The organism is Kocuria atrinae (assembly GCF_039531425.1).
GTDB classification, from domain to species: Bacteria; Actinomycetota; Actinomycetes; order Actinomycetales; family Micrococcaceae; genus Kocuria; species Kocuria atrinae.
Window position 1 is genome coordinate 148,397 of record NZ_BAAAQA010000002.1, and the last position, 22,998, is coordinate 171,394.

At 64.7% G+C, this 22,998-nt stretch carries 20 protein-coding genes and 2 tRNA genes; 20 read left to right on the plus strand and 2 right to left on the minus strand.

Going from position 1 to position 22,998, the window contains the following annotated elements; genetic code table 11:
- Positions 1-58: 58 nt before the first annotated feature.
- From ABD283_RS01285 to ABD283_RS01330, 10 genes are all read left to right on the plus strand, one after another.
- Positions 59-1,138, plus strand: a complete 1,080-nt coding sequence (locus ABD283_RS01285; protein ID WP_344223255.1) for a 3-isopropylmalate dehydrogenase — start codon at positions 59-61, stop codon at positions 1,136-1,138.
- A gap of 26 nt (positions 1,139-1,164) precedes the next feature.
- Positions 1,165-2,262, plus strand: coding sequence for a branched-chain amino acid aminotransferase (locus tag ABD283_RS01290; RefSeq protein WP_344223256.1), 1,098 nt, complete (start codon positions 1,165-1,167; stop codon positions 2,260-2,262).
- A gap of 54 nt (positions 2,263-2,316) precedes the next feature.
- Positions 2,317-3,090: a fumarylacetoacetate hydrolase family protein gene (locus ABD283_RS01295; protein WP_344223257.1), complete on the plus strand. Its 774-nt coding sequence runs from the start codon at positions 2,317-2,319 to the stop codon at positions 3,088-3,090.
- A 95-nt stretch (positions 3,091-3,185) separates the two neighbouring features.
- Positions 3,186-4,700 (plus strand): glutamate--tRNA ligase, encoded by a 1,515-nt coding sequence (gene gltX / locus ABD283_RS01300; RefSeq protein ID WP_344223258.1) that lies wholly within the window; start codon positions 3,186-3,188, stop codon positions 4,698-4,700.
- Positions 4,701-4,785: 85 nt separating this feature from the next.
- Positions 4,786-4,857, plus strand: a tRNA-Gln gene (locus ABD283_RS01305).
- A gap of 121 nt (positions 4,858-4,978) precedes the next feature.
- Positions 4,979-5,051: transfer RNA gene (locus ABD283_RS01310), tRNA-Glu, on the plus strand.
- Positions 5,052-5,239: 188 nt separating this feature from the next.
- Entirely contained in the window at positions 5,240-5,647 is a 408-nt protein-coding gene (locus ABD283_RS01315; protein WP_344223259.1) for a GNAT family N-acetyltransferase, read from the plus strand.
- A gap of 187 nt (positions 5,648-5,834) precedes the next feature.
- Positions 5,835-6,212 (plus strand): ArsR/SmtB family transcription factor, encoded by a 378-nt coding sequence (locus ABD283_RS01320; RefSeq protein ID WP_344223260.1) that lies wholly within the window; start codon positions 5,835-5,837, stop codon positions 6,210-6,212.
- 65 nt (positions 6,213-6,277) lie between these two features.
- Positions 6,278-8,032 carry a dynamin family protein gene (locus tag ABD283_RS01325; protein ID WP_344223261.1) on the plus strand — a complete coding sequence of 585 codons (1,755 nt, stop codon included), beginning with the start codon at positions 6,278-6,280 and terminating at the stop codon, positions 8,030-8,032.
- On the plus strand, positions 8,029-9,696 hold the full coding sequence (locus ABD283_RS01330; RefSeq protein ID WP_344223262.1) for a GTPase: 1,668 nt from the start codon (positions 8,029-8,031) through the stop codon (positions 9,694-9,696). Before ABD283_RS01325 ends, ABD283_RS01330 begins: the two co-directional genes overlap by 4 nt.
- A 98-nt stretch (positions 9,697-9,794) precedes the next feature.
- On the opposite strand, the gene ABD283_RS01335 is transcribed toward ABD283_RS01330, so the two are convergent.
- Positions 9,795-10,529, minus strand: coding sequence for an IclR family transcriptional regulator (locus ABD283_RS01335; RefSeq protein ID WP_344223365.1), 735 nt, complete (start codon positions 10,527-10,529; stop codon positions 9,795-9,797).
- A gap of 235 nt (positions 10,530-10,764) precedes the next feature.
- On the opposite strand from ABD283_RS01335, the gene leuC reads away from it, so the two are divergent.
- From leuC to ABD283_RS01365, 6 genes are all read left to right on the plus strand, one after another.
- Positions 10,765-12,231 carry a 3-isopropylmalate dehydratase large subunit gene (gene leuC / locus ABD283_RS01340; RefSeq protein WP_344223263.1) on the plus strand — a complete coding sequence of 489 codons (1,467 nt, stop codon included), beginning with the start codon at positions 10,765-10,767 and terminating at the stop codon, positions 12,229-12,231.
- A 62-nt stretch (positions 12,232-12,293) separates the two neighbouring features.
- The gene (gene leuD / locus ABD283_RS01345; RefSeq protein WP_344223264.1) at positions 12,294-12,893 is read left to right on the plus strand and encodes a 3-isopropylmalate dehydratase small subunit; all 600 of its coding nucleotides are present in this window, start codon (positions 12,294-12,296) and stop codon (positions 12,891-12,893) included.
- A 98-nt stretch (positions 12,894-12,991) separates the two neighbouring features.
- Positions 12,992-14,311, plus strand: a complete 1,320-nt coding sequence (gene murA, locus ABD283_RS01350) for a UDP-N-acetylglucosamine 1-carboxyvinyltransferase (protein WP_344223265.1) — start codon at positions 12,992-12,994, stop codon at positions 14,309-14,311.
- A 56-nt stretch (positions 14,312-14,367) separates the two neighbouring features.
- Positions 14,368-15,111 (plus strand): lysophospholipid acyltransferase family protein, encoded by a 744-nt coding sequence (locus ABD283_RS01355; protein ID WP_344223266.1) that lies wholly within the window; start codon positions 14,368-14,370, stop codon positions 15,109-15,111.
- A gap of 62 nt (positions 15,112-15,173) precedes the next feature.
- The gene (locus ABD283_RS01360) at positions 15,174-16,253 is read left to right on the plus strand and encodes an NAD(P)H-dependent glycerol-3-phosphate dehydrogenase (RefSeq protein WP_425552785.1); all 1,080 of its coding nucleotides are present in this window, start codon (positions 15,174-15,176) and stop codon (positions 16,251-16,253) included.
- Positions 16,250-17,413: a D-alanine--D-alanine ligase family protein gene (locus tag ABD283_RS01365; RefSeq protein WP_344223268.1), complete on the plus strand. Its 1,164-nt coding sequence runs from the start codon at positions 16,250-16,252 to the stop codon at positions 17,411-17,413. The genes ABD283_RS01360 and ABD283_RS01365 overlap by 4 nt, the downstream gene beginning before the upstream one ends.
- A 44-nt stretch (positions 17,414-17,457) precedes the next feature.
- On the opposite strand, the gene ABD283_RS01370 is transcribed toward ABD283_RS01365, so the two are convergent.
- Complete coding sequence (locus tag ABD283_RS01370; protein ID WP_344223269.1) at positions 17,458-17,994, minus strand: DUF3515 domain-containing protein; 537 nt, start codon at positions 17,992-17,994, stop codon at positions 17,458-17,460.
- 71 nt (positions 17,995-18,065) lie between these two features.
- Here ABD283_RS01370 and thiL point away from each other — a divergent pair, with 71 nt between their 5' ends.
- From thiL to rsmD, 4 genes are read left to right on the plus strand one after another with little or no spacing between them, the layout of a single operon-like run.
- A complete protein-coding gene (gene thiL, locus ABD283_RS01375) occupies positions 18,066-19,139 on the plus strand; it encodes a thiamine-phosphate kinase (protein ID WP_344223270.1) in 1,074 nt (357 codons plus the stop codon).
- A gap of 22 nt (positions 19,140-19,161) precedes the next feature.
- Positions 19,162-20,088 carry a DAK2 domain-containing protein gene (locus ABD283_RS01380; RefSeq protein WP_344223271.1) on the plus strand — a complete coding sequence of 309 codons (927 nt, stop codon included), beginning with the start codon at positions 19,162-19,164 and terminating at the stop codon, positions 20,086-20,088.
- A complete protein-coding gene (locus tag ABD283_RS01385; protein ID WP_344223273.1) occupies positions 20,085-22,352 on the plus strand; it encodes an ATP-dependent DNA helicase RecG in 2,268 nt (755 codons plus the stop codon). Before ABD283_RS01380 ends, ABD283_RS01385 begins: the two co-directional genes overlap by 4 nt.
- Positions 22,349-22,960, plus strand: a complete 612-nt coding sequence (gene rsmD, locus ABD283_RS01390) for a 16S rRNA (guanine(966)-N(2))-methyltransferase RsmD (RefSeq protein WP_344223274.1) — start codon at positions 22,349-22,351, stop codon at positions 22,958-22,960. Before ABD283_RS01385 ends, rsmD begins: the two co-directional genes overlap by 4 nt.
- Positions 22,961-22,998: the final 38 nt, after the last annotated feature.

Below are 22,998 nucleotides of genomic sequence, written 5' to 3' on the forward strand. Positions count from 1 at the left end.
TCCGAGACTCGAATTCACGTTGTGGAATACCCGGGCTCGGCGGATTTAGGCTGGGAGCATGAGCGAAGCATCGTCGAACGCAGCCACCAAGTACTCGATTGCCGTGATTCCCGGAGATGGGATCGGCCCCGAGGTTGTTGCAGAGGCGGTGAAAGTCCTCGATGCCGTGACCGAACCTGCCGGTATCACCCTGGAAAAGACTCACTATCCACTGGGCGCGGAGCACTGGCTGGCCACGGGTGAGGTCCTCAGTGACGAGACCATGGAAAAACTGCGCGGCCATGACGCCATCCTGTTCGGCGCCGTCGGCGCGGCTCCCAACGACACCCGTATTCCGTCCGGAATTCTCGAGCGCGATTTGTTGCTGAAATTGCGTTTCACGTTCGATCACTACATCAACCTGCGCCCGGCCACCCTGTACCCGGGGACCACCAGTCCGCTGGCCGAGCCCGGTGACATCGATTTCGTGGTGGTTCGCGAGGGCACTGAGGGCCTCTACGCGGGCAACGGTGGCCGCGTCCGCCAAGGCACTGAGCACGAGATTGCAACCGAGGTGTCCGTCAACACGGCGCACGGTGTTCGCCGCCTGGTCAAGTACGCGTTCGAGCTGGCGCAGAAGCGTCCACGCAAAAAACTCACGCTGGTGCACAAGCACAATGTGCTGGTCAACGCCGGCCGCCTGTACCAGGAGACCGTCAATGCCTTGGCCCCGGAGTACCCGGACGTCACCGTGGATTATTTGCACATCGACGCCGCCACGATCTTCCTGACCACCGACCCCTCGCGCTTTGACGTGATCGTGACCGACAACCTGTTCGGCGACATCCTCACCGATCAGGCGGGCGCGGTGACCGGCGGTATCGGTCTGGCACCGTGCGGTAATATCAACGCAGATCGCACCGCGCCATCCATGTTCGAACCGGTGCACGGTTCCGCTCCGGACATCGCGGGAACCGCAACAGCACAGCCGGTGGCTTCCATCCTCGCCGCCGCCATGATGCTGGAACACCTGGGCCACGAGGATCTCGCAGACCAGATCAACCAGGCAGTGCGCCGGGATCTCGAGACGCACGGCAACGAGAAACGCAGCACCGATCAGGTGGGTGACCACATTGTGGCCGCCCTGAAAGACGCCTGAATCCGAGCAGTCGAAGGAGAACACTCTTGAGCACCCAGTTTGTCCGTCAGCCCAACCCTCATCCGGCCACCGACGAGGTCCGGGACGCCATTCTGGCCAACCCCGGTTTCGGTGTGCATTTCACGGATAACATGATCTCCATCGACTGGACCGGTGACGTGGAGAAGGGCAACGGACAGTGGGAGAACCCTCGCTTGGAGGCCTACGGCCCGATCGCGTTGGATCCGTCCGCCGCGGTGTTCCATTACGGCCAGGAGATCTTCGAGGGACTCAAGGCCTACCGTCACGAGGACGGCTCGGTGTGGACCTTCCGCCCGGAAGCCAATGCGGCTCGATTGAACCGCTCGGCCGAACGCCTTGCCCTGCCGGCCCTGCCCGAGGACACCTTTGTGGATTCGGTGCGCGAGCTCGTCAGCACTGACGAGAAATGGGTGCCATCCGGTGACGGCGAATCGCTGTACCTGCGCCCCTTCATGATTGCCACGGAGCCGTTCCTGGGCGTGCGTCCTTCTCGCCAGGCACGCTTCTCCGTGATCGCGTCCCCGGCGGGCAATTATTTCGGCACGGTGGAGCCCGTGGACATCTGGCTGTCCCGCACCTACGCCCGCGCCGGCAAGGGGGGCACCGGCTCCGCCAAATGCGGCGGCAACTATGCGGCGTCGTTGATTGCTCAAATGGAAGGTGACGCGCACGGCTGCAGCCAGGTGCTGTTCCTGGACCACGAACGTGACGACGCGATCGAGGAACTCGGTGGCATGAACGTGTTCTTCGTGTTCAAGGACGGCCGGCTGGTGACCCCGGAACTGACCGGAACCATCTTGGAGGGCGTGACCCGTCGTTCGATCATCGAGCTCGCCAAGGAGCGCGGCTTGCAGGTCGAGGAGCGCCGCTTCACGCTGGACGAATGGCGTGAGGGCACGGCTTCGGGTGAGCTGACCGAGGTCTTCGCGTGCGGTACCGCAGCGGTCATCGCTCCGGTGCGCCGTCTGGTCAGCAATGACGAGGTCATCGGTAATGAGGACGACCAGCCCGGCGAAGTGACCATGTCCTTGCGCCAGCAGCTGCTCGACATCCAGACCGGACGTGCGGAGGACACCCACGGCTGGCTCACGCGTTTGGCCTGATCGCTCACCGCTCAACGCAGGTTTTAGGTGGACCGTGCTGTGTAGCCTTAGGGCATGCGCATTGCACGGTTCACCTTTGACAATGAAATTCACTTTGGCGTGGTCTCCGGGTCCGAGGGCCAGGAAAAAATTACCTACCTTTCCGGCGACCCCCTCTACGTGGGCGTCCAGCCGCTCGAACGCACGGTGGACATCTCCGAGGTGCGGTTACTGGCCCCGGTCATTCCGCGCTCCAAGATCGTGTGCGTGGGACGCAACTATGCGGACCATGCCGCCGAGATGGGCAATGACCTGCCCACCAGCCCTTTACTCTTTTTCAAGCCGAACACGTCCGTTTCAGGCCCCGGCGACCCGGTCACGTTGCCGTCCTGGACCGAGCAGGTCTCTTACGAGGCTGAACTGGCCGTGGTGATCGGGCGGATGTGCAAGGACGTTCCGGTCGAGCGCGTTCCCGAGGTCGTTTTCGGCTACACCGGAGCCAACGATCTCACCGCGCGTGACGCCCAGAAGACGGACGGCCAGTGGGCCCGCGCCAAGGGGTTCGACGGCGCCTGTCCTCTGGGCCCGTGGGTCGAGACTGAGCTCGACACCACCTCCCTGGCCGTACAGTCCCGTGTCAACGGGGAACTCAAGCAGGACGGCAACACCGGAGACATGGTCTTCGATGTAGCGACCCTTGTCTCCTACGTGTCTCAGGCCTTCACGCTGCTGCCCGGTGACGTGATTCTCACGGGCACCCCGGCGGGAGTGGGCATCGTGGACGATGGCGACAGCCTGGACGTGGACATCGAGGGCATCGGTCGCCTCACCACGGTGCTGCGGCGCTAGAACCGTTCCCCGATGTACTCGGGGTGTTGGGCCGATCGGCACGGGAGCCGGGGGAATGCGGTGGCGGTGACACGTGAGCCTAGAATGGTCACATCATGACTGACCTCCAGACTTCACTTCACCCCACCGTTTCCGCCGACACTCCCGTGCGCGTTCGCTTCTGCCCGTCACCCACGGGCACCCCGCACGTGGGACTGATCCGCACCGCCCTGTTCAACTGGGCCTGGGCCCGCCACACCGGCGGAACCATGGTGTTCAGAATCGAGGACACGGACGCCGCCCGTGACTCCGAAGAGAGCTTCGGCCAGATCCTTGACGCACTCGCCTGGCTGGGCATCGACTGGGACGAGGGCGTCAACGTGGGCGGCCCGCACGAGCCCTACCGCCAGTCCCAGCGCGGTGACATTTACCAGGACGTGCTGGCCAAACTGGTCGAGTCCGGTCACGTGTACGAGGACTTCTCCACACCGGATGAGGTTGAGGCACGGCACAAGGCCAAGGGCGAGGACCCCAAGCTCGGGTACGACAACTACGATCGCGACCTGACCGAGGAACAGAAGCAGGCGTTCCGCGACGAGGGACGCAAGCCCGTGCTGCGTCTGCGCATGCCCGACGAGGACATTGCCTTCAACGATCTGGTCCGCGGCGAAATTTCTTTCAAGGCCGGCTCGGTACCGGACTTCGTGGTGGCTCGTGCCAACGGCAAGCCCCTCTACACCCTGGTCAACCCGGTCGACGACGCCCTCATGGGTATCACCCAGGTGCTGCGCGGCGAGGATCTGCTGTCCTCGACCCCGCGCCAGATCGCGCTGTACCGCGCACTCATGGACGTTGGCGTGGCGGAGTTCATCCCCGAATTCGGACACCTTCCCTACGTGATGGGTGAGGGCAACAAAAAGCTCTCCAAGCGGGACCCCGAATCCAACCTGTTCAACCACCGAGACAACGGATTCATCCCCGAAGGCTTGTTGAACTACCTGGCGCTGCTGGGCTGGTCCTTGTCCGCTGATGAAGACATCTTCAGTGTCGAGCAGCTCGTGGAGAACTTCGACATCCACGACGTGTTGGCCAACCCCGCGCGCTTCGACGTCAAGAAGGCCACAGCGATCAATGGCACGCACATCCGCATGCTGGATCCGCAGGACTTCCGTAACCGCCTGATCCCGTACCTGCAGTCTGCGGGCCTGGTGGGGGAGACCCTCACCGATGAGCAGAACGCCATCCTGGATCAGGCCGCCCCACTGGTGCAGGAGCGCATGAACCTGCTGGGCGAGACCCCGGGGCTGCTGGGCTTCCTGTTCCGCTCCGACGATCAGATCCAGATCGCCCCGGACGCTCAGAAGCAGCTCAAGGAAAGCGCCCCGCAGGTACTGCAGGCCGCCGTCCAGGCACTCGAGCCGCTGGACCATTTCACCGCCGAGCCCATCGAGGCCGCTTTGCGTGTGGCCATTGTCGAGGGCTTGGAGATCAAGCCGCGTCTCGCTTTCGGCCCGGTGCGGACCGCAGTGTCCGGTGAGCGCATCTCGCCGCCGCTGTTCGAGTCCCTGGAGATCCTGGGTAAGGAATCGTCTCTGAACCGCATCAAGGCGCTCGCAGCACAGCTGAGCTAGGCGCCCTTTCCTCGGTTTGGCACCCGCGCAGCGATTGGGTATAGTTATTGCTCGTTGCGCGGGTGCGAAAGCCCCAGCAAAACATTGGGATATGGTGTAATTGGCAACACAGCGGTTTCTGGTACCGTCGTTCTAGGTTCGAGTCCTGGTATCCCAGCGCTGAACATCCACTGATCTGACAGCGGATGGAATGCACCGAGCGAGCAAGTTGGTGCTGGCGAAATCTGATGTTACTGTTTAGTCCGTCGATTGAGCCAAAAAGCTTCTCGATCAACTAGGGCCCCATCGTATAGCGGCCTAGTACGCCGCCCTCTCACGGCGGTAACGCGGGTTCGAATCCCGCTGGGGTCACGCATGTGACGAAACCCCGTCTCCTTTCGGAGGCGGGGTTTTTTCGTATCCGGGGGTCCTTACGACGCACCAGGTGCCGCGGAGGGTTCCTACGGCCCTCAAGACGTGGGTGACGCTTGCCCGGGAAGGTGGGGCGGCGGCGTCGCCGGCTAGACGTGGGACTTCCGTATGGTTCCTAGACTGATCGCATGACCTGTCGTGTGTCCGACCTCACCTCCAATGACCTCGACGCGCTCACCGGTCTGATCATGGACGACGGCGGGTACTCCATGCGGGTGTTCGGGCGGCCGCCCAAGTCCGACGCCGCTCGCGACGTCCTCCACACCCGGCCACCCGGTCTGGACCTGGAGTCCAAGACCACCATCGGCTTGTGGGATGACAACCGACTCATCGGGGTGGCAGACGCCGTGCGCGGCTACCCGCGCCCAGAGGTCATGTACGTGGGTCTGCTTCAGGTGGAGACCGACAGTCAGGGCGGGGGAGTGGGCCGCATGCTCCATGAGGCCTTGGTTGACCGAGCGATGAACGACCCGGGGATAACGACACTCCAGCTGTCGATCGTGGCCACCAACGCGGAGGCCGCGGAGGGATTTTGACGTCGTCTCGGGTACGAACCCACCCGCGAAGCCAAGGAATGGGTCCGTGATGACGGCGTGGTCACCACCGCGCACGTGTATGAACGCTCGGTGTGACCACTCCGAAGTCACCGCGTTCAGGGAACCGTTCAGGACAGGCCAGGCGACTCAGTGTTCACATCGATATACGTCAAAGTAAGATGAACGCATGACCGCCACGCCCGAGTCCCTGAACGCCACCTCATCCGCGTGCTGTGCCCCCGCGACCGACACCGGGGAGTGCTGTTCGCTGTCTCAGGGTGTGATCAGCGCGGAGGACGCACAACGGATCGCGCGGGTGCTCAAGGCGCTTGCGGACCCCATGCGCTTGCGGTTGCTCTCACATTTGGCCGCACAGGGTTGTGACAGCGTGTGCTCGTGTGACTTCACGGAAGAGCTGGGCATCAGCCAACCAACGGTGAGTCACCACATGAAGAAACTCGTGGACGCGGGGCTGATCACGCGTGAGCAGCGGGGAAAATGGGCACACTACAGCGTGGTTCCAGAGGCGTTCGCGGAGATCTGCGCGTTGCTCGACCTGCGCTGAGCCACGACGCGTCGCTTTTGCCGTGATACGCGCGGTGAGTCCCCGAACACTGGCACAATGGCGGCGTGAGCACCGAAAACGCATCTGCCACTCCGCTGATCGAAGCGCTTGAGCAGACCCGAGACCTGTTGAGCTCCACCACGCTGCCACTTGCCACGGCCAGCGCGCCGCAGCAGCGAGAGACCGTGGGACGGGCCGTTGCCCAGCTCGACGACTACGTGCTGCCACGCGTTCGTTCTTTGGACGCCCCGCTGCTCGCGGTGGTAGGAGGGTCGACCGGCGCCGGCAAATCCACTCTGGTCAATGCCCTGGTGGGCCACCCGGTCACTCGGTCCGGTGCCATTCGTCCCACCACGCGCCGGCCACTCCTGATTCACCACCCCGACGACGCCGCCGCATTCACTTCCCAGCGCGTCCTTCCGCACCTAGCGCGTGTGCGCGGCAAGCTCATGGATCCCACCGTGACGGCTCCGGCTCCCCATGACGGCGACCGGCCGGTGGAGGACACCGGTTCTCTGGTGTTGCTGGCGGACGAAAAGATTCCGCAGGGGCTTGCCGTGCTGGATGCCCCGGACGTCGACTCCGTCTCGGACGACAACCGGGCGCTCGCCGCCCAGCTGCTTTCCGCGGCTGACCTGTGGCTGTTCGTCACGACCGCCAATCGCTACGCGGACGCCGTGCCGTGGCAACTGCTCCGCAATGCGGCCGGCCGCGACATCACCGTGGCCGTGGTGCTGGATCGTGTGCAGGCGGCGTCGGCGGAGGAAATCCAGGACGACCTGCGACGGATGCTGAACCAGGAGGGCCTGTCCCACGCGCCCATCTTTGTGGTGGAGGAATCCCCGCTCAACGAACTAGGCATGTTGCCGCCCCGCGTGGTGGCCCCGTTGCGAGGCTGGCTCGAAGAGCTCGGTGCCGATGCGCAGGCCCGCTCCGAGATTGCTGCTCGCACGCTGGGTGGCGCCGTGCGTGAACTCGCGGACAACACCGACCGCACCGCGGAGGCCGTAGAAGGCCAACAGCGCACTGAAGATCACCTGCGCCGTGAGGTCACCACCGCGTTCGACGACGCTCTGGAAGCGGTCATCGACTCAACCCGTGATGGCACGTTGCTGCGCGGTGAAGTCCTCGCGCGTTGGCAGGATTTCGTGGGAACCGGCGAGTTCTTCCGCAACCTGGAGGCCGGAATCGGGCGGGTGCGCGACCGGATCACCGCATTCTTCAAGGGCGAACCCGCTCCGGAGGTCCAGGTCGAGGAGGCGATCGAAACCGGTCTGCAGGCCGTGATCGTGGAGCACACTGCGAGGGCCTCGGAATTGGCCGAGCGGCGCTGGCGTGATGAAACCGCGGGTCAGGTCCTGTTGGCCGGCCGCGACTTGTCCGCGCTGCCGGAGGACTACCCCCAAACGGCCGCCGAACACATCCGAGCGTGGCAATCTGACGTGATGCTCATGATCCAGCAGGAGGGCGCGGGCAAACGCACGCAGGCTCGGGCCATGTCTTTGGGCGTCAACGCGTTGGCCGTGATCCTCATGATCGGTGTGTTCTCGATGACCGGTGGTCTCACGGGCCTTGAAGTCGGTATCGCCGGCGGTTCCGGTGTGGTGGGAACCAAACTGCTCGAAGCGGTCTTCGGTGAGGACGCCGTGCGCCGCATGAGCCAGAAGGCCCGTGAGAACCTGGAGACGCGGATCAAGCAGCTGCTGGACCAGCGCGCCAAAGCGTTCCTGGACCGCCTGGACGAACTGGGTGAACACCCCGCCGCGGGTGAACTGCGCTCCGCGGCCCAGAACATCCGCTCGGCCGGTGAGGCCCTGTGAAACTGCGCAACAAGCAGCCCGAGATCACCCTGTCCGATCGGATCAAGGGTCTTGCCCAGGCCACAGAACTGGCCGAGGGGCGCCTTGACCAAGATGCCGTGATGGCGGCCCGCGAAGCTCTGGAACGTGCGGGGGAGCGGCGGGCACTGTCAGCCGATCACACGGTGGTGGGCTTCTTCGGTGCGACCGGATCCGGCAAATCGACACTGTTCAACGCAGTGGTCCGTCAGGACTTGGCGCGTACCGCGGCCCGCCGCCCCACAACTTCCCAGCCGCTTGCCGCAATTTGGGGTGTCGAGGGAAGCGAAGCCCTGCTGGACTGGTTGGACGTCAGCGACCGCCATGTGGTGGGGCCTGCTCTGAGTATCAGCACCGGTAAGGGCCGCAAGGCCAGCACTACGAGTGGCGGTCTGGTCCTGTTGGACCTGCCCGACTTCGACTCGGTCACCCGCGAGCACCGGGACATCGTGGACCGCATGGTGGGCCTGGTGGACGTGGTCGTGTGGGTGGTAGATCCGCAGAAGTACGCGGACGCCGTGCTGCACCAGGACTTTGTGCAACCCCTGTCCCGCCATGGCGCGGTCACCATGGTGGTGCTCAACCAGGCGGACCGGTTGGCGCCGTCGGACCTGCCCAATGTGTTGGCGTCGCTCCGTGAGCTGCTCGCTCAGGACGGGCTACCCACCTCGGGACCCAGCGCACCCGTGGCCGTGTCAGCACTGACAGGTGACGGCGTGCCCGAACTGCGAGAGCGCATCCACGGGATCGCCGCGCACCGGGCGGCGGCGGGACAACGCCTCGAGGCGGATGTGATCCACGCGGGGCAGGTACTCGCGGAGGCGGCCGGAGAGGGCGATCCGCGCGGTATCACCCGCGAGGCGAGCGAACGACTGACCGCGGGTCTCGTCCGTGCTGCGGGAGTTAACCTCATTGCCGACGCTGCAGCTCGCTCCTATCGCTTGCGCGCCGGCAAGCACACCGGTTGGATCGCTACGCGCTGGCTCGCCAAGTTCCGCAAGGACCCGCTGAAACGACTGCACATCGAGAGTCACGACAAGGGCTCGGACCCTTCGGTCCATCGCACGTCTCTGCCGCCAATGAATGCCTCCCAGAAGGCGTCCGCGGACTCCGCCGTCCGTAATTACGCGGATGCGGTGTCCGATGGCGCGGGAGCACCGTGGCGTCGAAGCGTGCGCGTAGCCGCTCGTTCCAATGAGTCCCGCCTTCCGGATGCCTTGGATCAGGCCGTGGCCCGCACCAAGTTCTCGGCGCGGTCGGCCTCCTGGTGGTGGATCATCTTTGACGTGCTGCAGTGGATCGCGATGGCCATGACCGTGTTGGGTTTGCTCTGGCTCCTGGGTCTGTTCGCGGCCGAATACTTCCAGATCCCGCTGCCCCCGCCACCCACGGTCGAGGGCTTCCCGCTACCGGTGCCCACGCTCATGGTCCTCACCGGTGTGGTGGTCGCGATCTTCCTGGCCATCACGGGTGGGATCATCGCCTCCGTCGCCTCCCGCATGCGGGCCTCCCGCCTACGACGCCGCTTGAGCGAGTCGGTGCGCGAGACGGCACGGGAGCTGGTGGAGGCACCGGTGGAACGCGAACTCGAAGCCCACCGCAGCTTCGGGAACTCTTTGGCAACGACCACAGCACCGATTCGCTAGCGTCCGGTCGTCACGGGCCAGATCAACAGAACGGGACGGGGAGTAATCCCCGTCCCGTTCTGCATGTGTCGACTCCGTGGAGCTGTTGAATCAGGTTCTCACGCGGCGCTCACGCGCACAGCCTCCGTGAGCTGGCGGGCGGCCTGCACAATCACTTCGGCGTGCTTCTGGCCAGGCTGCTTGGACAAGCGCTCGATGGGGCCGGAAATGGACACGGCCGCAATGACTCGACCGGAGGGCCCGCGCACCGGTGCCGACACCGAGGCGATGCCCGGTTCGCGCTCGCCGATCGACTGGGCCCAGCCGCGGCGTCGAACGCCCGCCAACGTGGTCGCCGAAAAGCGAGCATGGGCGAGGCCCTCGATCAACCGTGCGTGGTCCTCCCATGCAATCAGGACCTGGGCCGCAGAACCGGCCTTCATGGACAACTGGGTGCCCACCGGAATGGTGTCTCGCAGGCCGATGGGCCGCTCGGCGGAGGCCACGCACACGCGCCACTCACCCTGCCTGCGGAAGACCTGCGAGGACTCACCGGTGGCATCGCGTAATTGGAGCAGAACCGGAGCCGAGGCGGAAATGAGACGATCCTCGCCCGCGGCGGACGCGAGCTCGACCACCCGTGACCCCAGGACGAAACGACCCTGCACATCGCGCCCGACGAATCGGTGGTGGGCCAGTGCCACTGCCAGTCGGTGAACGGTCGGTCGAGCGAGCCCCGTGGCCTCCACGAGCTCTGCCAGGGAAGCTGGGCCTGCTTCGAGCGCGTCCAGGATGAGAGACGCCTTGTCGATGACGCCCACGCCCGACGGGGAAAACGACGACTCCACGGGCATACCCGCTCCCGTGCCCTGGCCGCCCAGAGGGGTTCCGAGGGGTGCACCGGTGGGATCCATCGCGTCGAGATTGTCCATGCTCTAAGACTGCCGTCTCACAATGCGAGAAGCAAGCGAGTACACTGGAACTGTTCGGCGTGTCCCGTGGACCATAGAGAAAACACGGCGCCGAGCGATCCACGCGAGGTACCCCGCGTCCGGTTCTCCGGCGCAGCCATGATCAGGAGAGGTTTAGATGTCAGAAACCACCGGAGCCCGCACCATTGCGCAGGATTCCAGCGCCACTCCGCGCACGCTCGCGGAAAAGGTCTGGGCCGACCACCTGGTCCGTCAGGGCGAGAACGGTCAGCCGGACCTGATCTACATCGATCTTCACCTCGTCCACGAGGTCACCAGCCCCCAGGCTTTCGAGGGTCTGCGGTTGGCGGGACGCGGGTTGCGCCGCCCTGATCTGACGATCGCCACCGAGGACCACAACACGCCCACCGAGGACATTTTCTCGACCATCAAGGACGAGACCTCCCGCAAGCAGATCGACACCCTGCGCGCCAACTGTGAAGAATTCGGCGTTCGCCTGCACTCCCTGGGAGACGCAGAACAGGGCATCGTGCACGTGGTGGGGCCTCAGTTGGGTCTGACCCAGCCGGGTATGACCGTGGTGTGCGGCGACTCCCATACGTCGACCCACGGCGCGTTCGGCGCGCTGGCCTTCGGCATCGGTACGTCCGAGGTCGAGCACGTGATGGCCACTCAGACCCTGTCCCTCGCGCCGTTCAAGACCATGGCCATCAACGTTGAAGGCACTCTCAGGCCGGGGGTGACCTCCAAGGACATCATCCTGGCCGTGATTGCCAAGATCGGCACCGGCGGTGGCCAGGGATACGTGCTGGAGTATCGCGGTTCGGCCATTCGGTCGTTGTCGATGGAAGCACGCATGACCATTTGCAATATGTCCATCGAGGCCGGCGCCCGCGCTGGCATGATCGCCCCGGACCAGACCACTTTCGACTACGTGCAGGGCCGCCCGCACGCTCCGCAGGGTGAAGACTGGGATGCCGCGGTTGAGTACTGGAACACCCTGCACACGGACGAGGGTGCGGAGTTCGACAACGAGGTGTTCATCAACGCGGACGAGCTGGAGCCGTTCGTCACGTGGGGCACCAACCCGGGTCAGGGCGTGCCGCTGTCCGAGAACGTTCCGAATCCCGAGGACGCCGGAGACGACAACGCCAAGGACGCCGCCCGCCGCGCGCTGGACTACATGGGCCTGGAAGCGGGAACTCCCATGAAGGAGATTCCGGTGGACACGGTGTTCCTGGGATCGTGCACCAATTCGCGCATCGAGGATCTACGAATTGCTGCGGACATCGTGAAGGGCCGGAGCAAGGCTGAGAACGTACGCATGATGGTGGTTCCCGGTTCCGCCAAGGTGCGCTTGCAGGCAGAGGCCGAGGGACTGGACCAAGTTTTCAAGGACTTCGGTGCGGACTGGCGTTTTGCCGGTTGCTCCATGTGCCTGGGTATGAACCCGGACCAGTTGGCACCGGGGGAGCGCTGCGCCTCGACGTCCAACCGCAACTTCGAAGGACGCCAGGGCAAGGGCGGCCGTACTCACCTCGTCTCGCCCGTGGTCGCCGCGGCCACCGCTGTGCGTGGAACGCTCAGCGCGCCGTCGGACCTGGAATCCGTGCCCGCCGTCTAAATCGATTCTTGGTGCCCCGCCGGACCGGCAGGCGGCCCAGTAACTGTAGTTAGGACCTCACCATGGAGAAATTCATCACTCACCGCGGTACCGGCGTGCCGCTCAAGCAGTCGAACGTGGACACGGATCAGATCATCCCGGCCGTTTACCTCAAGCGCATTACCAAGACCGGTTTCGACGACGCTCTCTTTGCGGGTTGGCGTAAAAACCCGGATTTCGTGCTCAATCAGGACGCGTACAAGGACGGTTCGGTGCTGGTGGCCGGGTCGGATTTCGGCACGGGTTCGTCTCGTGAGCACGCGGTGTGGGCGCTGCGTGACTACGGCTTCAATGTGGTCATTTCGTCGCGTTTCGCTGATATCTTCCGCGGCAACTCCGGCAAGCAGGGTTTGCTGGCGGCCCAGGTGGATCAGTCTGACGTGGAACTGTTGTGGAAGCTCATGGACGAGCAGCCCGGTATCGAGATCCAGGTTGATCTCGAATCCAAGACCATCACGTGCGACACGGTCACCGTTCCCTTCCAGATCGACGACTACACCCGGTGGCGTCTGATGGAAGGCCTGGATGACATTGGTCTCACTATGCAACATGATGAGGACATCAAGGCCTACGAAGACGAGCGCCCGGGGTTCAAACCGGTCACGCTTCCGGCTAAAAGCTGAGAAGTCAGTGCACTAATAACCCTGTCGACTCGTTAGAATGGGCGGGTTCCGTACTGCGGTATGCGACGGAACCTTTTCTTCCCCGAGATCGGTAGGTCATGAGTTCTTTAAGAATCACCGGCGGAGTTCCGCTGTCAGGGCAGGTCACCGTGCGCGGAGCCAAGAACCTGGTTCCCAAGGCCATGGTCGCTGCGCTGCTCGGTTCCACACCGTCAGTCCTGGGAAACGTTCCCGATATCAAGGACGTTTCCGTGGTGACCGATCTCCTGGGGCTGCACGGGGTCACGGTTACGCGTGACGGTGCGGACGGCGTTCTCACCCTTGATCCTTCCAACGTCACCCAGGCGCGACACGCGGACATCGACGCACACGCGGGGGATTCCCGGATCCCGATTCTGCTGTGCGGCCCATTGCTGCATGCCTTGGGCGAGGCGTTCATCCCGGACCTGGGTGGTTGCCGCATTGGTGACCGGCCCATCAACTACCACTTGGAAGTGCTACGCAACTTTGGCGCGCGCGTGGAGAAGCTGGAATCCGGCATCCGCATGAGCGCACCGCACGGTCTGCAGGGCGCCAAGATCGATCTGCCTTACCCGTCCGTGGGCGCCACCGAACAGGTGCTGCTCACCGCAACGCGCGCCGAGGGACACACCGAACTGCGTGGCGCGGCCACCGAACCCGAGATCATGGACCTGATCGCCATCCTGCAAAAGATGGGCGCGATCATCACGGTCCAAACCGACCGCGTGATCCGGATCGAGGGCGTTCCCGAGCTGCGTGGCTACAAGCACCGTGCTCTGCCGGACCGAATCGAGGCCGCGTCCTGGGGTTCCGCAGCGTTGGCCACCGGCGGCGACATCTTCGTGGCCGGGGCGAACCAGGCGGACATGATGGCGTTCCTCAACACCTACCGCAAGCTCGGTGGCGGTTTGGACATTCGGGACGAAGGAATCCGTTTCTACCACCCCGGCGGCGACCTCAACCCGCTCATCGTGGAAACCAACGTGCACCCCGGCTTCATGACGGACTGGCAGCAGCCCCTGGTGGTGGCTCTGACCCAGGCCAAGGGCGTGTCGATCGTGCACGAGACCGTGTACGAGAACCGCTTCGGCTTCACCCGTGCGCTCAACCGCATGGGCGCGGTCATCCAGTTGCACCGCGAATGCCTGGGTTCCGTACCGTGCCGGTTCGGTCAACGTAACTTCCTGCACTCCGCTGTGATCTCCGGACCTACTCCGTTGAAGGCCACGGATATCAACATCCCCGATCTGCGTGGCGGGTTCTCGCACCTGATCGCGGCCATGGCGGCGGACGGGGTGTCCCACGTGACCGGGATCGAACTGATCAAGCGAGGCTACGAACACTTCACCGATAAACTGACAGGACTGGGCGCGGATTTCGACCTCGAAGAGCGCTGAGCAACTATCGGCCCAGCGAGTGTCTGTCACGAGCGGTGTAGGGAGAGAATGCTCGAGTGAGTAGAACGTCGCAGCGGTCCACGTACCGGGTTCTGGCGGGGATCGCCATTCCCCTTTACCGTTTGGTGGCCAAGATTTCCTGGCGGGGGACCGAGAACTTTCCGGCCACGGGTGGATTCGTGGTCGCGGCCAACCACCTCACGGAGATCGACCCCATTACGGTGGCTTACCCGGTCTACAAGTCAGGCATCATGCCCAGGTTCCTGGCCAAAGAATCTCTGTTCCGTGTGCCCGTCCTGGGGCGACTGCTCACTCACATCGGCATGGTTCCCGTCTACCGCGGGACCACTCGGGCCAAGGATTCGCTCGAAGCCGCATTCGTCGAGCTCAATGACGGCGGTGCCATTCTGGTGTATCCGGAGGGCACTGTCACCCGTGACCCTCGAATGTGGCCCATGCGCGCCCGCACGGGAGCGGCACGGTTGTCATTGCAGGGCCAGGTGCCGGTCGTGCCCATGGCCCACTGGGGCGATCAGAACGTGCTGTACCGGGACCCGCAGGGCAAGCGGACGTTCAACCTGTTCCCGCCCAAGAAAGTCCGGGTACTCATCGGTGAACCGCTCCAGCCACAGGACCTCATGCGTCCCGGCCAGCACACCACGGACCACCCGACCGCTGACGACCTCAATTACGCGACCACCGTGATCATGGACCGCATCACCAGCCTCTTGTCCGAGCTTCGCGGTGAACAAGCACCCTCGGACCGTTTCGATCCCCGCGCCCGCAAGGAATCACGATGAACGTTTCGACCGGCCGACCGATCGACCGTGAGGCACCCCCGGAAGCCGCTGCGGCGTCGTCGTTGACAGCCCTGGCCGAGGAACCCAACGGCCCGGGCAAAGTCGCCGTGCTGGGTGCCGGGTCGTGGGGCACCACGTTCGCCAAGGTCCTCGCCGACGCCGCTCGCGACGCCGGCGTAGAGCGCACGGTCTACTTGTGGGGCCGCAACCCCGAGTCCATGGCACGGATTCGTGAGACCGGACGCAACGACAGATACGTGCCCGACATCGATCTGCCCGGTGAGATCCGATTCAACTCCGATCTGCGGGAGACTCTGACCGGGGCCCGACTGGTCGTGGCCGCGATTCCCGCGCAGTCACTGCGAGCTCAATTGGCCACCGCCGCGGAATATATCGACCCGGACGCCGTGGTGCTGTCCCTGGCCAAGGGACTGGAATCCACCTCCGGACTTCGCATGACCGAGGTCATTGCCCAGGCCCTGGCGGAGCACACAGAAACCGGCCATGAAGGCTGGGTACGCCGATCGTGCGTGTTGTCCGGCCCGAACCTCGCCATGGAAATCGCACGGGAGGAGCCCACCGCATCGGTGGTCGCGGCTCCCGAACTGACCACCGCCGCGTGGGTGGCCCGTTGCTGTGCCGCCCCGTACTTCCGTCCGTATACCAACACGGATGTCACGGGCACGGAAATCGGCGGCCTGGTGAAAAACGTGATCGCCCTGTGCGTGGGAATTTGCGACGGACGCGGCTACGGTGACAACTCCAAGGCCTCGGTGATGACTCGCGGACTGGCAGAGACCACTCGACTGGCGCTGGCGCTGGGTGGAGATCTGACCACTCTGTCCGGGCTGTCTGGAATGGGCGACCTGGTCGCCACATGTTCGTCCTCGCTGTCCAGGAACCACACTGCGGGTAGGCTGCTGGGTTCGGGACTGAGTATCGCTCAGGTCCAGGACGCCATGACCCAGACCGCGGAAGCCATCAGATCGGCCCCTGCAGTACTGGCCCTGGCTCAAGAACACGACGTAGAAATGCCCATCACGGAGGCTGTGGTGGGTGTGCTGCGCGGCGACATTCCGGTGGACCAGCTGGCACCCAAGCTGCTCGGCCGCGATCTTAAATCCGAAGGGAACAGCGCATGACGAACACTGCGGAGAACGCTCAAGCGACCGCGGAGGGGGCCGATAAGGCCACCAAACCCTGCGTCGCCGTGTTGTTCGGGGGCCGTTCCTCGGAACACTCGGTGTCCTTGATCACCGCACGTTCGGTGCTGCGCGCCGTCAATCGCGACCGGTGGGACGTGGTGAGCGTTGGCATCTCCACCGACGGGGCGTGGTTCCTGTACTCCCAGGAAGAGCTGGAAGCACTCTTGGACAGCCAGCCCATGGCCACGTTGCCCGCGGGTGATCAACGCGTAACCCTGCCGTTGCAGGCGGGGGAGAGTGAGCTGCTCGTTCACAACCTGACTGCCGAGGGTGGCTCGCTGACGCGCGGCCGGCACATCGACGCTGTCTTCCCTTTGCTGCACGGACCGTTCGGTGAAGACGGCACCCTGCAGGGGCTGCTGGAGCTCGCTGACCTTCGCTATGTGGGCTGCGGCGTTTCGGCTTCCGCGATCGGCATGGACAAGCACTTCATGAAGGTAGCCTTCGAGTCCGCCGGTTTGGAGGTGGGCCCGTACACCGTGGTGCACAATCGCGATTGGTTGCACAGCCCCGAGAAGGTCCGTGAGCGCGTCGCGGAACTGGGGTTCCCGGTGTTCGTGAAGCCCGCTCGTGCGGGATCGTCATTCGGAATCACTCGCGTCGACCGGGCCGAGGATCTGGACAGCGCGATCGAGACGGCGCGCCAGCACGACCTCAAGCTCGTGATCGAGGCGGGGATCGTGGGTCGCGAGATCGAGTGCGCCGTGTTGGGCGGTCATGAATGGGCCGCGCCGCGCGCGTCCCTTCCCGGCGAGATTGAGGTCCAGGGTCACGACTTCTACGACTTCGAGGCCAAGTACGTGGAGGACGACGGCGCTCGGCTGTCCTGCCCCGCCAACCTCCCCGAGGAGGTCATCGAGACCCTGCGGGAGAAGGCTGTGGTGGCGTTCGACGCCGTTGACGGTGAAGGACTCTCGCGCTGCGATTTCTTCGTGACACCCGATCACCAAGTGATCATCAACGAGATCAACACGATGCCCGGCTTCACGCCCATCTCCATGTACCCGCGCATGTGGGCGGCGTCCGGTCTCGAGTACACGGATCTGATTGATGAGCTGATTTCACTGGCGCTCGAGCGTCCCGTGGGCCTGCGCTAGACGAGAGATCCCGACTTTTACGCACCCCTTGGCCCGCGAGCGGGTCAGGGGGTGTTCTGCAAATCCAGGGTGTCGGAGACGGACAGGCACGTGTTCTCCTGGGGGATCTGTGCCACGGCGCTGCCGGCCTCCACGATTGCCGTGGATGAGGGGACCCGGCCGGTGTCGAAGAGCAGCTCCACGGCGGGGGAGCGACCGTAACTGACGGCCCGCCACTGGTTCTCCTGGCCCTCGACCTCGGAAATGAGCCAGTCGACACCGTTGACGTTGGTGCACGGGTCGGTGGTGGGTGCGGGCGGTTCCACGCCACACCGCACGATGACTCCTGAAGGATCGCCGTAGGCGGTAGTGCCCTGGCTTGTGGTGGCCCGCTGATCCAGATCACCCATGGTTTCCGGCATGGCCAGCATGGCGGAAGCGCACGCGGGGTCCGTGTTGTGCGGTGCACCGTCAACAGAGACAGGGGAACCGCAACCGGCGAGGACCAGGCCGCTCAGCGCCATGGTCGCCAACGCCGCGCGGCGTGTGGAGATGTGGAGTCCATGTGGTCCGTCCTGGGAACGCGCGCGGGTGAACATCATGCCCTCCACTGTAGACGCGCGGACGGGGTGGCATCTGCGTGCAGGGGTGTGCCGCTCGTTACGCTGATCCCATGACCGTTTCCCCCGAATCGACCCCCTCAGCCACGGTGGAGCAGGTCTCCGAATCCGAATTGCTGTCAGCGTTCTTACCGCTGTCCAAAACCTCCTCGTCATACGTGGAGGTGGGGCCGGGGGACGACTGCGCGGTGGTGGCGGTTCCGCAGGGTCGCGTGGTCATCACCACCGACACGCAGGTGGTTGATCAGGATTTCCGGGTCCGCTGGCCCAACGGCTACGAAACCACGGGGGCGGACACGGCCCACAAGTGCGCGGCGCAAAACGTTGCGGACATCGCCTCGATGGGCGCGGTTCCCACCTCCATGGTCGTGTCGATGACCCTGCCCGGTGACACTCCGGTGCGGTGGGTTCAGGATTTCGCCGCCGGGCTCAAAGACGCCTTCGAACGCCTCGGCGCGTCAGAGTGCGCGCTAGTTGGCGGCGATTTGGGGCGCGGCCGTGAACTGTCCGTGACCGCAACGGTGCTGGGCGTCATGGAGCAAGGTAACCCAGTGTTGCGCTCAGGAGCGGGCGCCGGGGGAACCGTGGTGCACGCGGGCGTGCTCGGCCATGCAGCCGCGGGCCTGAGCGCACTGGAGGCCTCGCCCGGCAGTGGCTGGGACCGGTTGGCCACGGAAGAACGGCAAGATCTCGAACGAGCGCAGCTGCGTCCCCTGGCGGCGATTCCCGCTGGGCCCAGGGCCGCCAGAGCCGGCGCGAGTGCCATGATCGACATTTCGGACGGTCTGCTACGCGATGCGGGGCGAGTGGCCCGGGCCAGCGGCGTCGTCATTGATCTGGACCCGGCCGCGCTGGAAGAATCCGTGGCCGAGCTCGCACGTGCGGGAGAAGCCGCGGGAGAGGACCCGTGGCGCTGGGTACTGACCGGGGGAGAGGACCACGGTTTGCTCGGGGTGGTTCCACCGGGCGTCCAGGTTCCCCCGGGCATGCGTGCGATAGGCTCGTGTGCGCCCGCAGACCGTCGACCGGCGGATCACGGGAACACCGCCGTCACCATTGCCGGGCAGGAACCCGGCGAATGGCTCGGCTACGACGTGGGTGAAGGATGGGATCATTTTGAGCCATAAGGGAGGCTCTACGGTATCGGCCGTGCGCGATTGGTTGGACTCCGCGCACCGTGCTCTGGTGGAGCACACGGACGTACTCAATGATCTCAACGTCTTCCCCGTGGCCGATTCGGATACCGGCGTCAACCTCAGCACCACCGTGGGTTATGCGACCGAGGCCGCACAGCTGATCGAAGGCAACGACATCGGCGAGCTGCTACAGCACGCGGGCCGTGCAGCACTGGAACAGGCCCGCGGTAATTCCGGTGTGCTCATGGCCCTGACGCTCACCGCCATGGGGACCTCGCTCGAGGTCTCCACACGCGTGACGGCAAGCGACCTGCGTGACGCGTTTTCCGCAGCTCAGGTTCGGTGCTGGTCAGCGCTGACGGATCCCGTTGCGGGAACGCTGATTTCCGTGCTCGAAGCAGTGAGCAAGGTGTCACTTCCCGAGAACTCCCCGGACGGCTCCAACCAACAGCTCTCGGACTGGATGGACCTGGTGGTCGCCCGTGGCAGTCACGCGGTGATCGACACCGTGGACCAGCTCCCGGTCCTGCATGAACGCGGTACCGTGGATTCCGGTGCGCTGGGCATGTTGATCGTTCTGGTTGAGCTCAGGTCTGCTCTGACCGGGGACGAGCAACGCCATAACCCGGTCCCGGACATCATTCGCGACTACTCCGAACATTCCGGACACAGTGAGAACCACGCCTCCGTGGGCTTCGAGGTCATGTGCACCGTGGAACTGTCCGCACTGGACGCTGCCGAACTGCGCCACGAACTGGACGGCGCCGGAGACAGCGTGCTGGTCAGCGCCGTGAACGAGACGGACCACGGGTACACATGGCGCGTGCACGTTCACGTTGAAGACCCGGAGGAAGCACTGACTCTGATGCGCGCCCGCGGTCAGGCGGTCAATGTCAGCGTCACGTCACTGGGTTCTGACGAGCCCCGGGTTTCCCCGTGACCACCTCCGTACAGCCCGTCTCGGCTTTTGCCGGGCTCCTGGACCAGCCGCTGACCCGTTATATTTCGGGGAATTCGCCCACCAGCACGGTCAAGTTGCTCGAGAAGGATCTGGACATCACCACGGTGGGCGAGCTGCTGGACTATGCACCGCGCCGTTACATCCGCCGCGGCCACCTGCAATTGCTGGGCGACCTGGTCGCCGGGGAACGAACCTCGTTCGTGGCCCGCGTGGAATCCTCGTCCACGCGGCGCATGCAGCGGGACCCACGCCGAAGCTTGACCGATGTGATCGTCTCGGACGGCACGGGCGCTTCACTGAAGATCACGTTCTTCAACGCATACACGGCTCAGAAGGAACTGCCCGTGGGTACGCACGCACTGTTCACGGGTAAACCCGAGCTGTACCGCGGCAATCTGTCCATGACCGGCGCGGACTACGCCGTGGTGGACACCCCTGATTCCGTGACGGACTTCACGTCCCAGTCCGGAGAGGTCTATCCCATTCCGGTGTATCCGGAAAGTGGCAAACTAACCACTCCGCGGCTCACCCGCGCCGTTCAACAACTCCTGCTCACCGCGGACCTGGACTCACTGACGGACCCGATTCCGCAACACATCCTGGACCGCGAGAAGCTGGTCGGACTGGCGCAGGCCTACCGTGACCTGCACCGCCCGGAATCCGTGGAGGCCTTCCAGAAGGCACAAGAACGTTTCCGGTACCAAGAGGCCTTCGTGCTCCAAGCGGAACTCGCGCGGCGTCGTCATGACCACGCGTCCCAGCCCGTCGAGGAGCGTCCCGCCCGCGCGGGCCGCCTGCTGTCTCGTTACGACGCCGCCCTACCGTTCACCCTGACGGACGGCCAGCAAGCGGTGGGTGAGCAGATCCAGGCCGAATTGGCCGGCACCGCGCCCATGAACCGGTTGCTCCAAGGCGACGTGGGTTCCGGTAAGACCGTGGTGGCCCTGCGCGCGATGCTGCAGATCGTGGACACCGGCGGTCAAGCGGCCATGCTGGCCCCCACCGAAGTGCTCGCCCAGCAGCACTACGACAAAATCCTGGCCTCACTTGGCCCCCTCGCCCGCCCCGATCAATTGGACGGCGATCCGGACGGCACCAAGGTCGTGTTGTTGACCGGTTCGCTGCCCACCGCGGCCAAGCGCGCCGCGTTGTTGGACATCGCGAGCGGCGCCGCTGGCATCGTGGTGGGCACCCACGCGCTCATTCAGGAGAAGGTCCAGTTCGCCGATCTCGGTCTGGCGGTCGTGGATGAACAGCACCGCTTCGGCGTGGAACAGCGCGATGCCCTGCGCGATAAGGCCGGGCACACTCCTCACACCCTGGTCATGACCGCGACGCCCATCCCGCGCACGGTGGCCATGACGGTCTTCGGCGACCTGGACGTCAGTACCCTGCGCGAGCTGCCCGGCGGCCGCCGCCCCATCCACACGCACGTGGTGGGCCTGGCCGAACACGGTCCCTCCTGGGAACGGCGCGTGTGGGCGCTCGCGGGCGAGCACATTTCGCGCGGCCGTCAGGTCTACGTGGTGGCGCCCAAGATCGGCGACGACGCCGCCCTCCCGCCCTTCGATTCCCTGCGAGACTCGTTGCTCGCGGCCCAGGAACAAGGCGATGACGGGGACGGCGCGGCACCGGCCACGGTGCAGTGGCTCGAACGCCTGATCAGCGTGCAACCGGAGCTGCGGGATGCTCGGATTGCTGTGCTGCACGGGCGGCAGGACCCGCTCGTGAAGACTGAAACGATGAACCGGTTCGCGGCCAGTGAGATCGACGTGCTCATTTCCACCACGGTGATTGAAGTTGGTGTGGACGTTGCCAACGCGTCGCTCATGATCATGGTGGACCCCGAACGTTTCGGAATTTCCCAGCTGCATCAGCTGCGCGGACGCATCGGCCGTGGCGAGCACGAAAGCACGTGCTTGTTGGTCACCCGCAGCCGTCCAGATCATCCGGGCCGGGAACGACTGGCCGCGGTCGCCTCGACCACGGACGGTTTCGAACTCGCGGAGGTGGATCTCAAGCTGCGCCGCGAGGGCAACATCCTGGGTGCCTCGCAGTCAGGCCGGAAGTCCGGCCTGCGCTGGATCAGTGCGCTGCGGGACGAAGCCCTGGTGACCCGCGCCCGTGAGGACGCGGAAGCAGTCATTGCCGAGGACCCAACGTTGAACCAGCACACAGAACTGCTCGCGGCCATTGGGCGAGTGGTGGATGAGAACAGCCAGGCATTTTTGGAGCGCGGATGACACGCATTATTTCCGGGGCCGCGGGCGGACTGCGCATCAAATCAGTGCCCGGTTCGGCCACCCGACCCACGACCGATCGCGTTAAGGAATCCCTGTTCGCTCGCCTGGAGGCGTGGGGCATGTGCGAGGACGCCCGCGTACTGGACTTGTTCGCGGGTTCGGGTGCTCTCGGACTGGAAGCGGCAAGCCGGGGAGCGCGTGAGGTGACCCTGGTGGAGAAAGCCAACGGGGCGGCGTCGGTGTGTCGGGCGAATGCTCAGGTGCTTGCCGGTGCTCGACCGGATATCGAGATCACCACGGTGCAGTCCCCGGTGGCCACCTTTCTCACCCGGCTGGGAAGCCGCCGCTGGGACCTGGTACTCGTGGATCCGCCCTATCCGCTGCCCAACGAAGACCTGACCGCTCTGCTGGGGCGTCTGGTCGGTCATCTCGGCCCAGGCGCAGTCATTGTGGTGGAACGTTCCGCGCGCACCGAGGAACCGACGTGGCCGGAGGGGCTGCAGCGATTGGAACACACCACCCACGGCGAGACGGTCCTCTGGTACGTCGAGGAGACCCCGGGCGAGGAGTCCGCCGCCGAGCATTCCGAGGACCCACAATCCGTTTAGAGGCCGATTGAGCAGTCCTCATGGGGCGGGAATTTCTC

Excerpts from the sequence above, each read along its gene's own strand:
- ABD283_RS01285 (WP_344223255.1), top strand. The coding sequence starts at position 59 with ATGAGCGAAGCATCGTCGAACGCAGCCACCAAGTACTCGATTGCCGTG.
- ABD283_RS01295 (WP_344223257.1), top strand. The coding sequence starts at position 2,317 with ATGCGCATTGCACGGTTCACCTTTGACAATGAAATTCACTTTGGCGTG.
- gltX (WP_344223258.1), top strand. The coding sequence starts at position 3,186 with ATGACTGACCTCCAGACTTCACTTCACCCCACCGTTTCCGCCGACACT.
- ABD283_RS01315 (WP_344223259.1), top strand. The coding sequence starts at position 5,240 with ATGACCTGTCGTGTGTCCGACCTCACCTCCAATGACCTCGACGCGCTC.
- ABD283_RS01320 (WP_344223260.1), top strand. The coding sequence starts at position 5,835 with ATGACCGCCACGCCCGAGTCCCTGAACGCCACCTCATCCGCGTGCTGT.
- ABD283_RS01335 (WP_344223365.1), bottom strand. The coding sequence starts at position 10,529 with ATGCCCGTGGAGTCGTCGTTTTCCCCGTCGGGCGTGGGCGTCATCGAC.
- leuC (WP_344223263.1), top strand. The coding sequence starts at position 10,765 with ATGTCAGAAACCACCGGAGCCCGCACCATTGCGCAGGATTCCAGCGCC.
- leuD (WP_344223264.1), top strand. The coding sequence starts at position 12,294 with ATGGAGAAATTCATCACTCACCGCGGTACCGGCGTGCCGCTCAAGCAG.
- murA (WP_344223265.1), top strand. The coding sequence starts at position 12,992 with ATGAGTTCTTTAAGAATCACCGGCGGAGTTCCGCTGTCAGGGCAGGTC.
- ABD283_RS01365 (WP_344223268.1), top strand. The coding sequence starts at position 16,250 with ATGACGAACACTGCGGAGAACGCTCAAGCGACCGCGGAGGGGGCCGAT.
- ABD283_RS01370 (WP_344223269.1), bottom strand. The coding sequence starts at position 17,994 with ATGATGTTCACCCGCGCGCGTTCCCAGGACGGACCACATGGACTCCAC.
- thiL (WP_344223270.1), top strand. The coding sequence starts at position 18,066 with ATGACCGTTTCCCCCGAATCGACCCCCTCAGCCACGGTGGAGCAGGTC.
- rsmD (WP_344223274.1), top strand. The coding sequence starts at position 22,349 with ATGACACGCATTATTTCCGGGGCCGCGGGCGGACTGCGCATCAAATCA.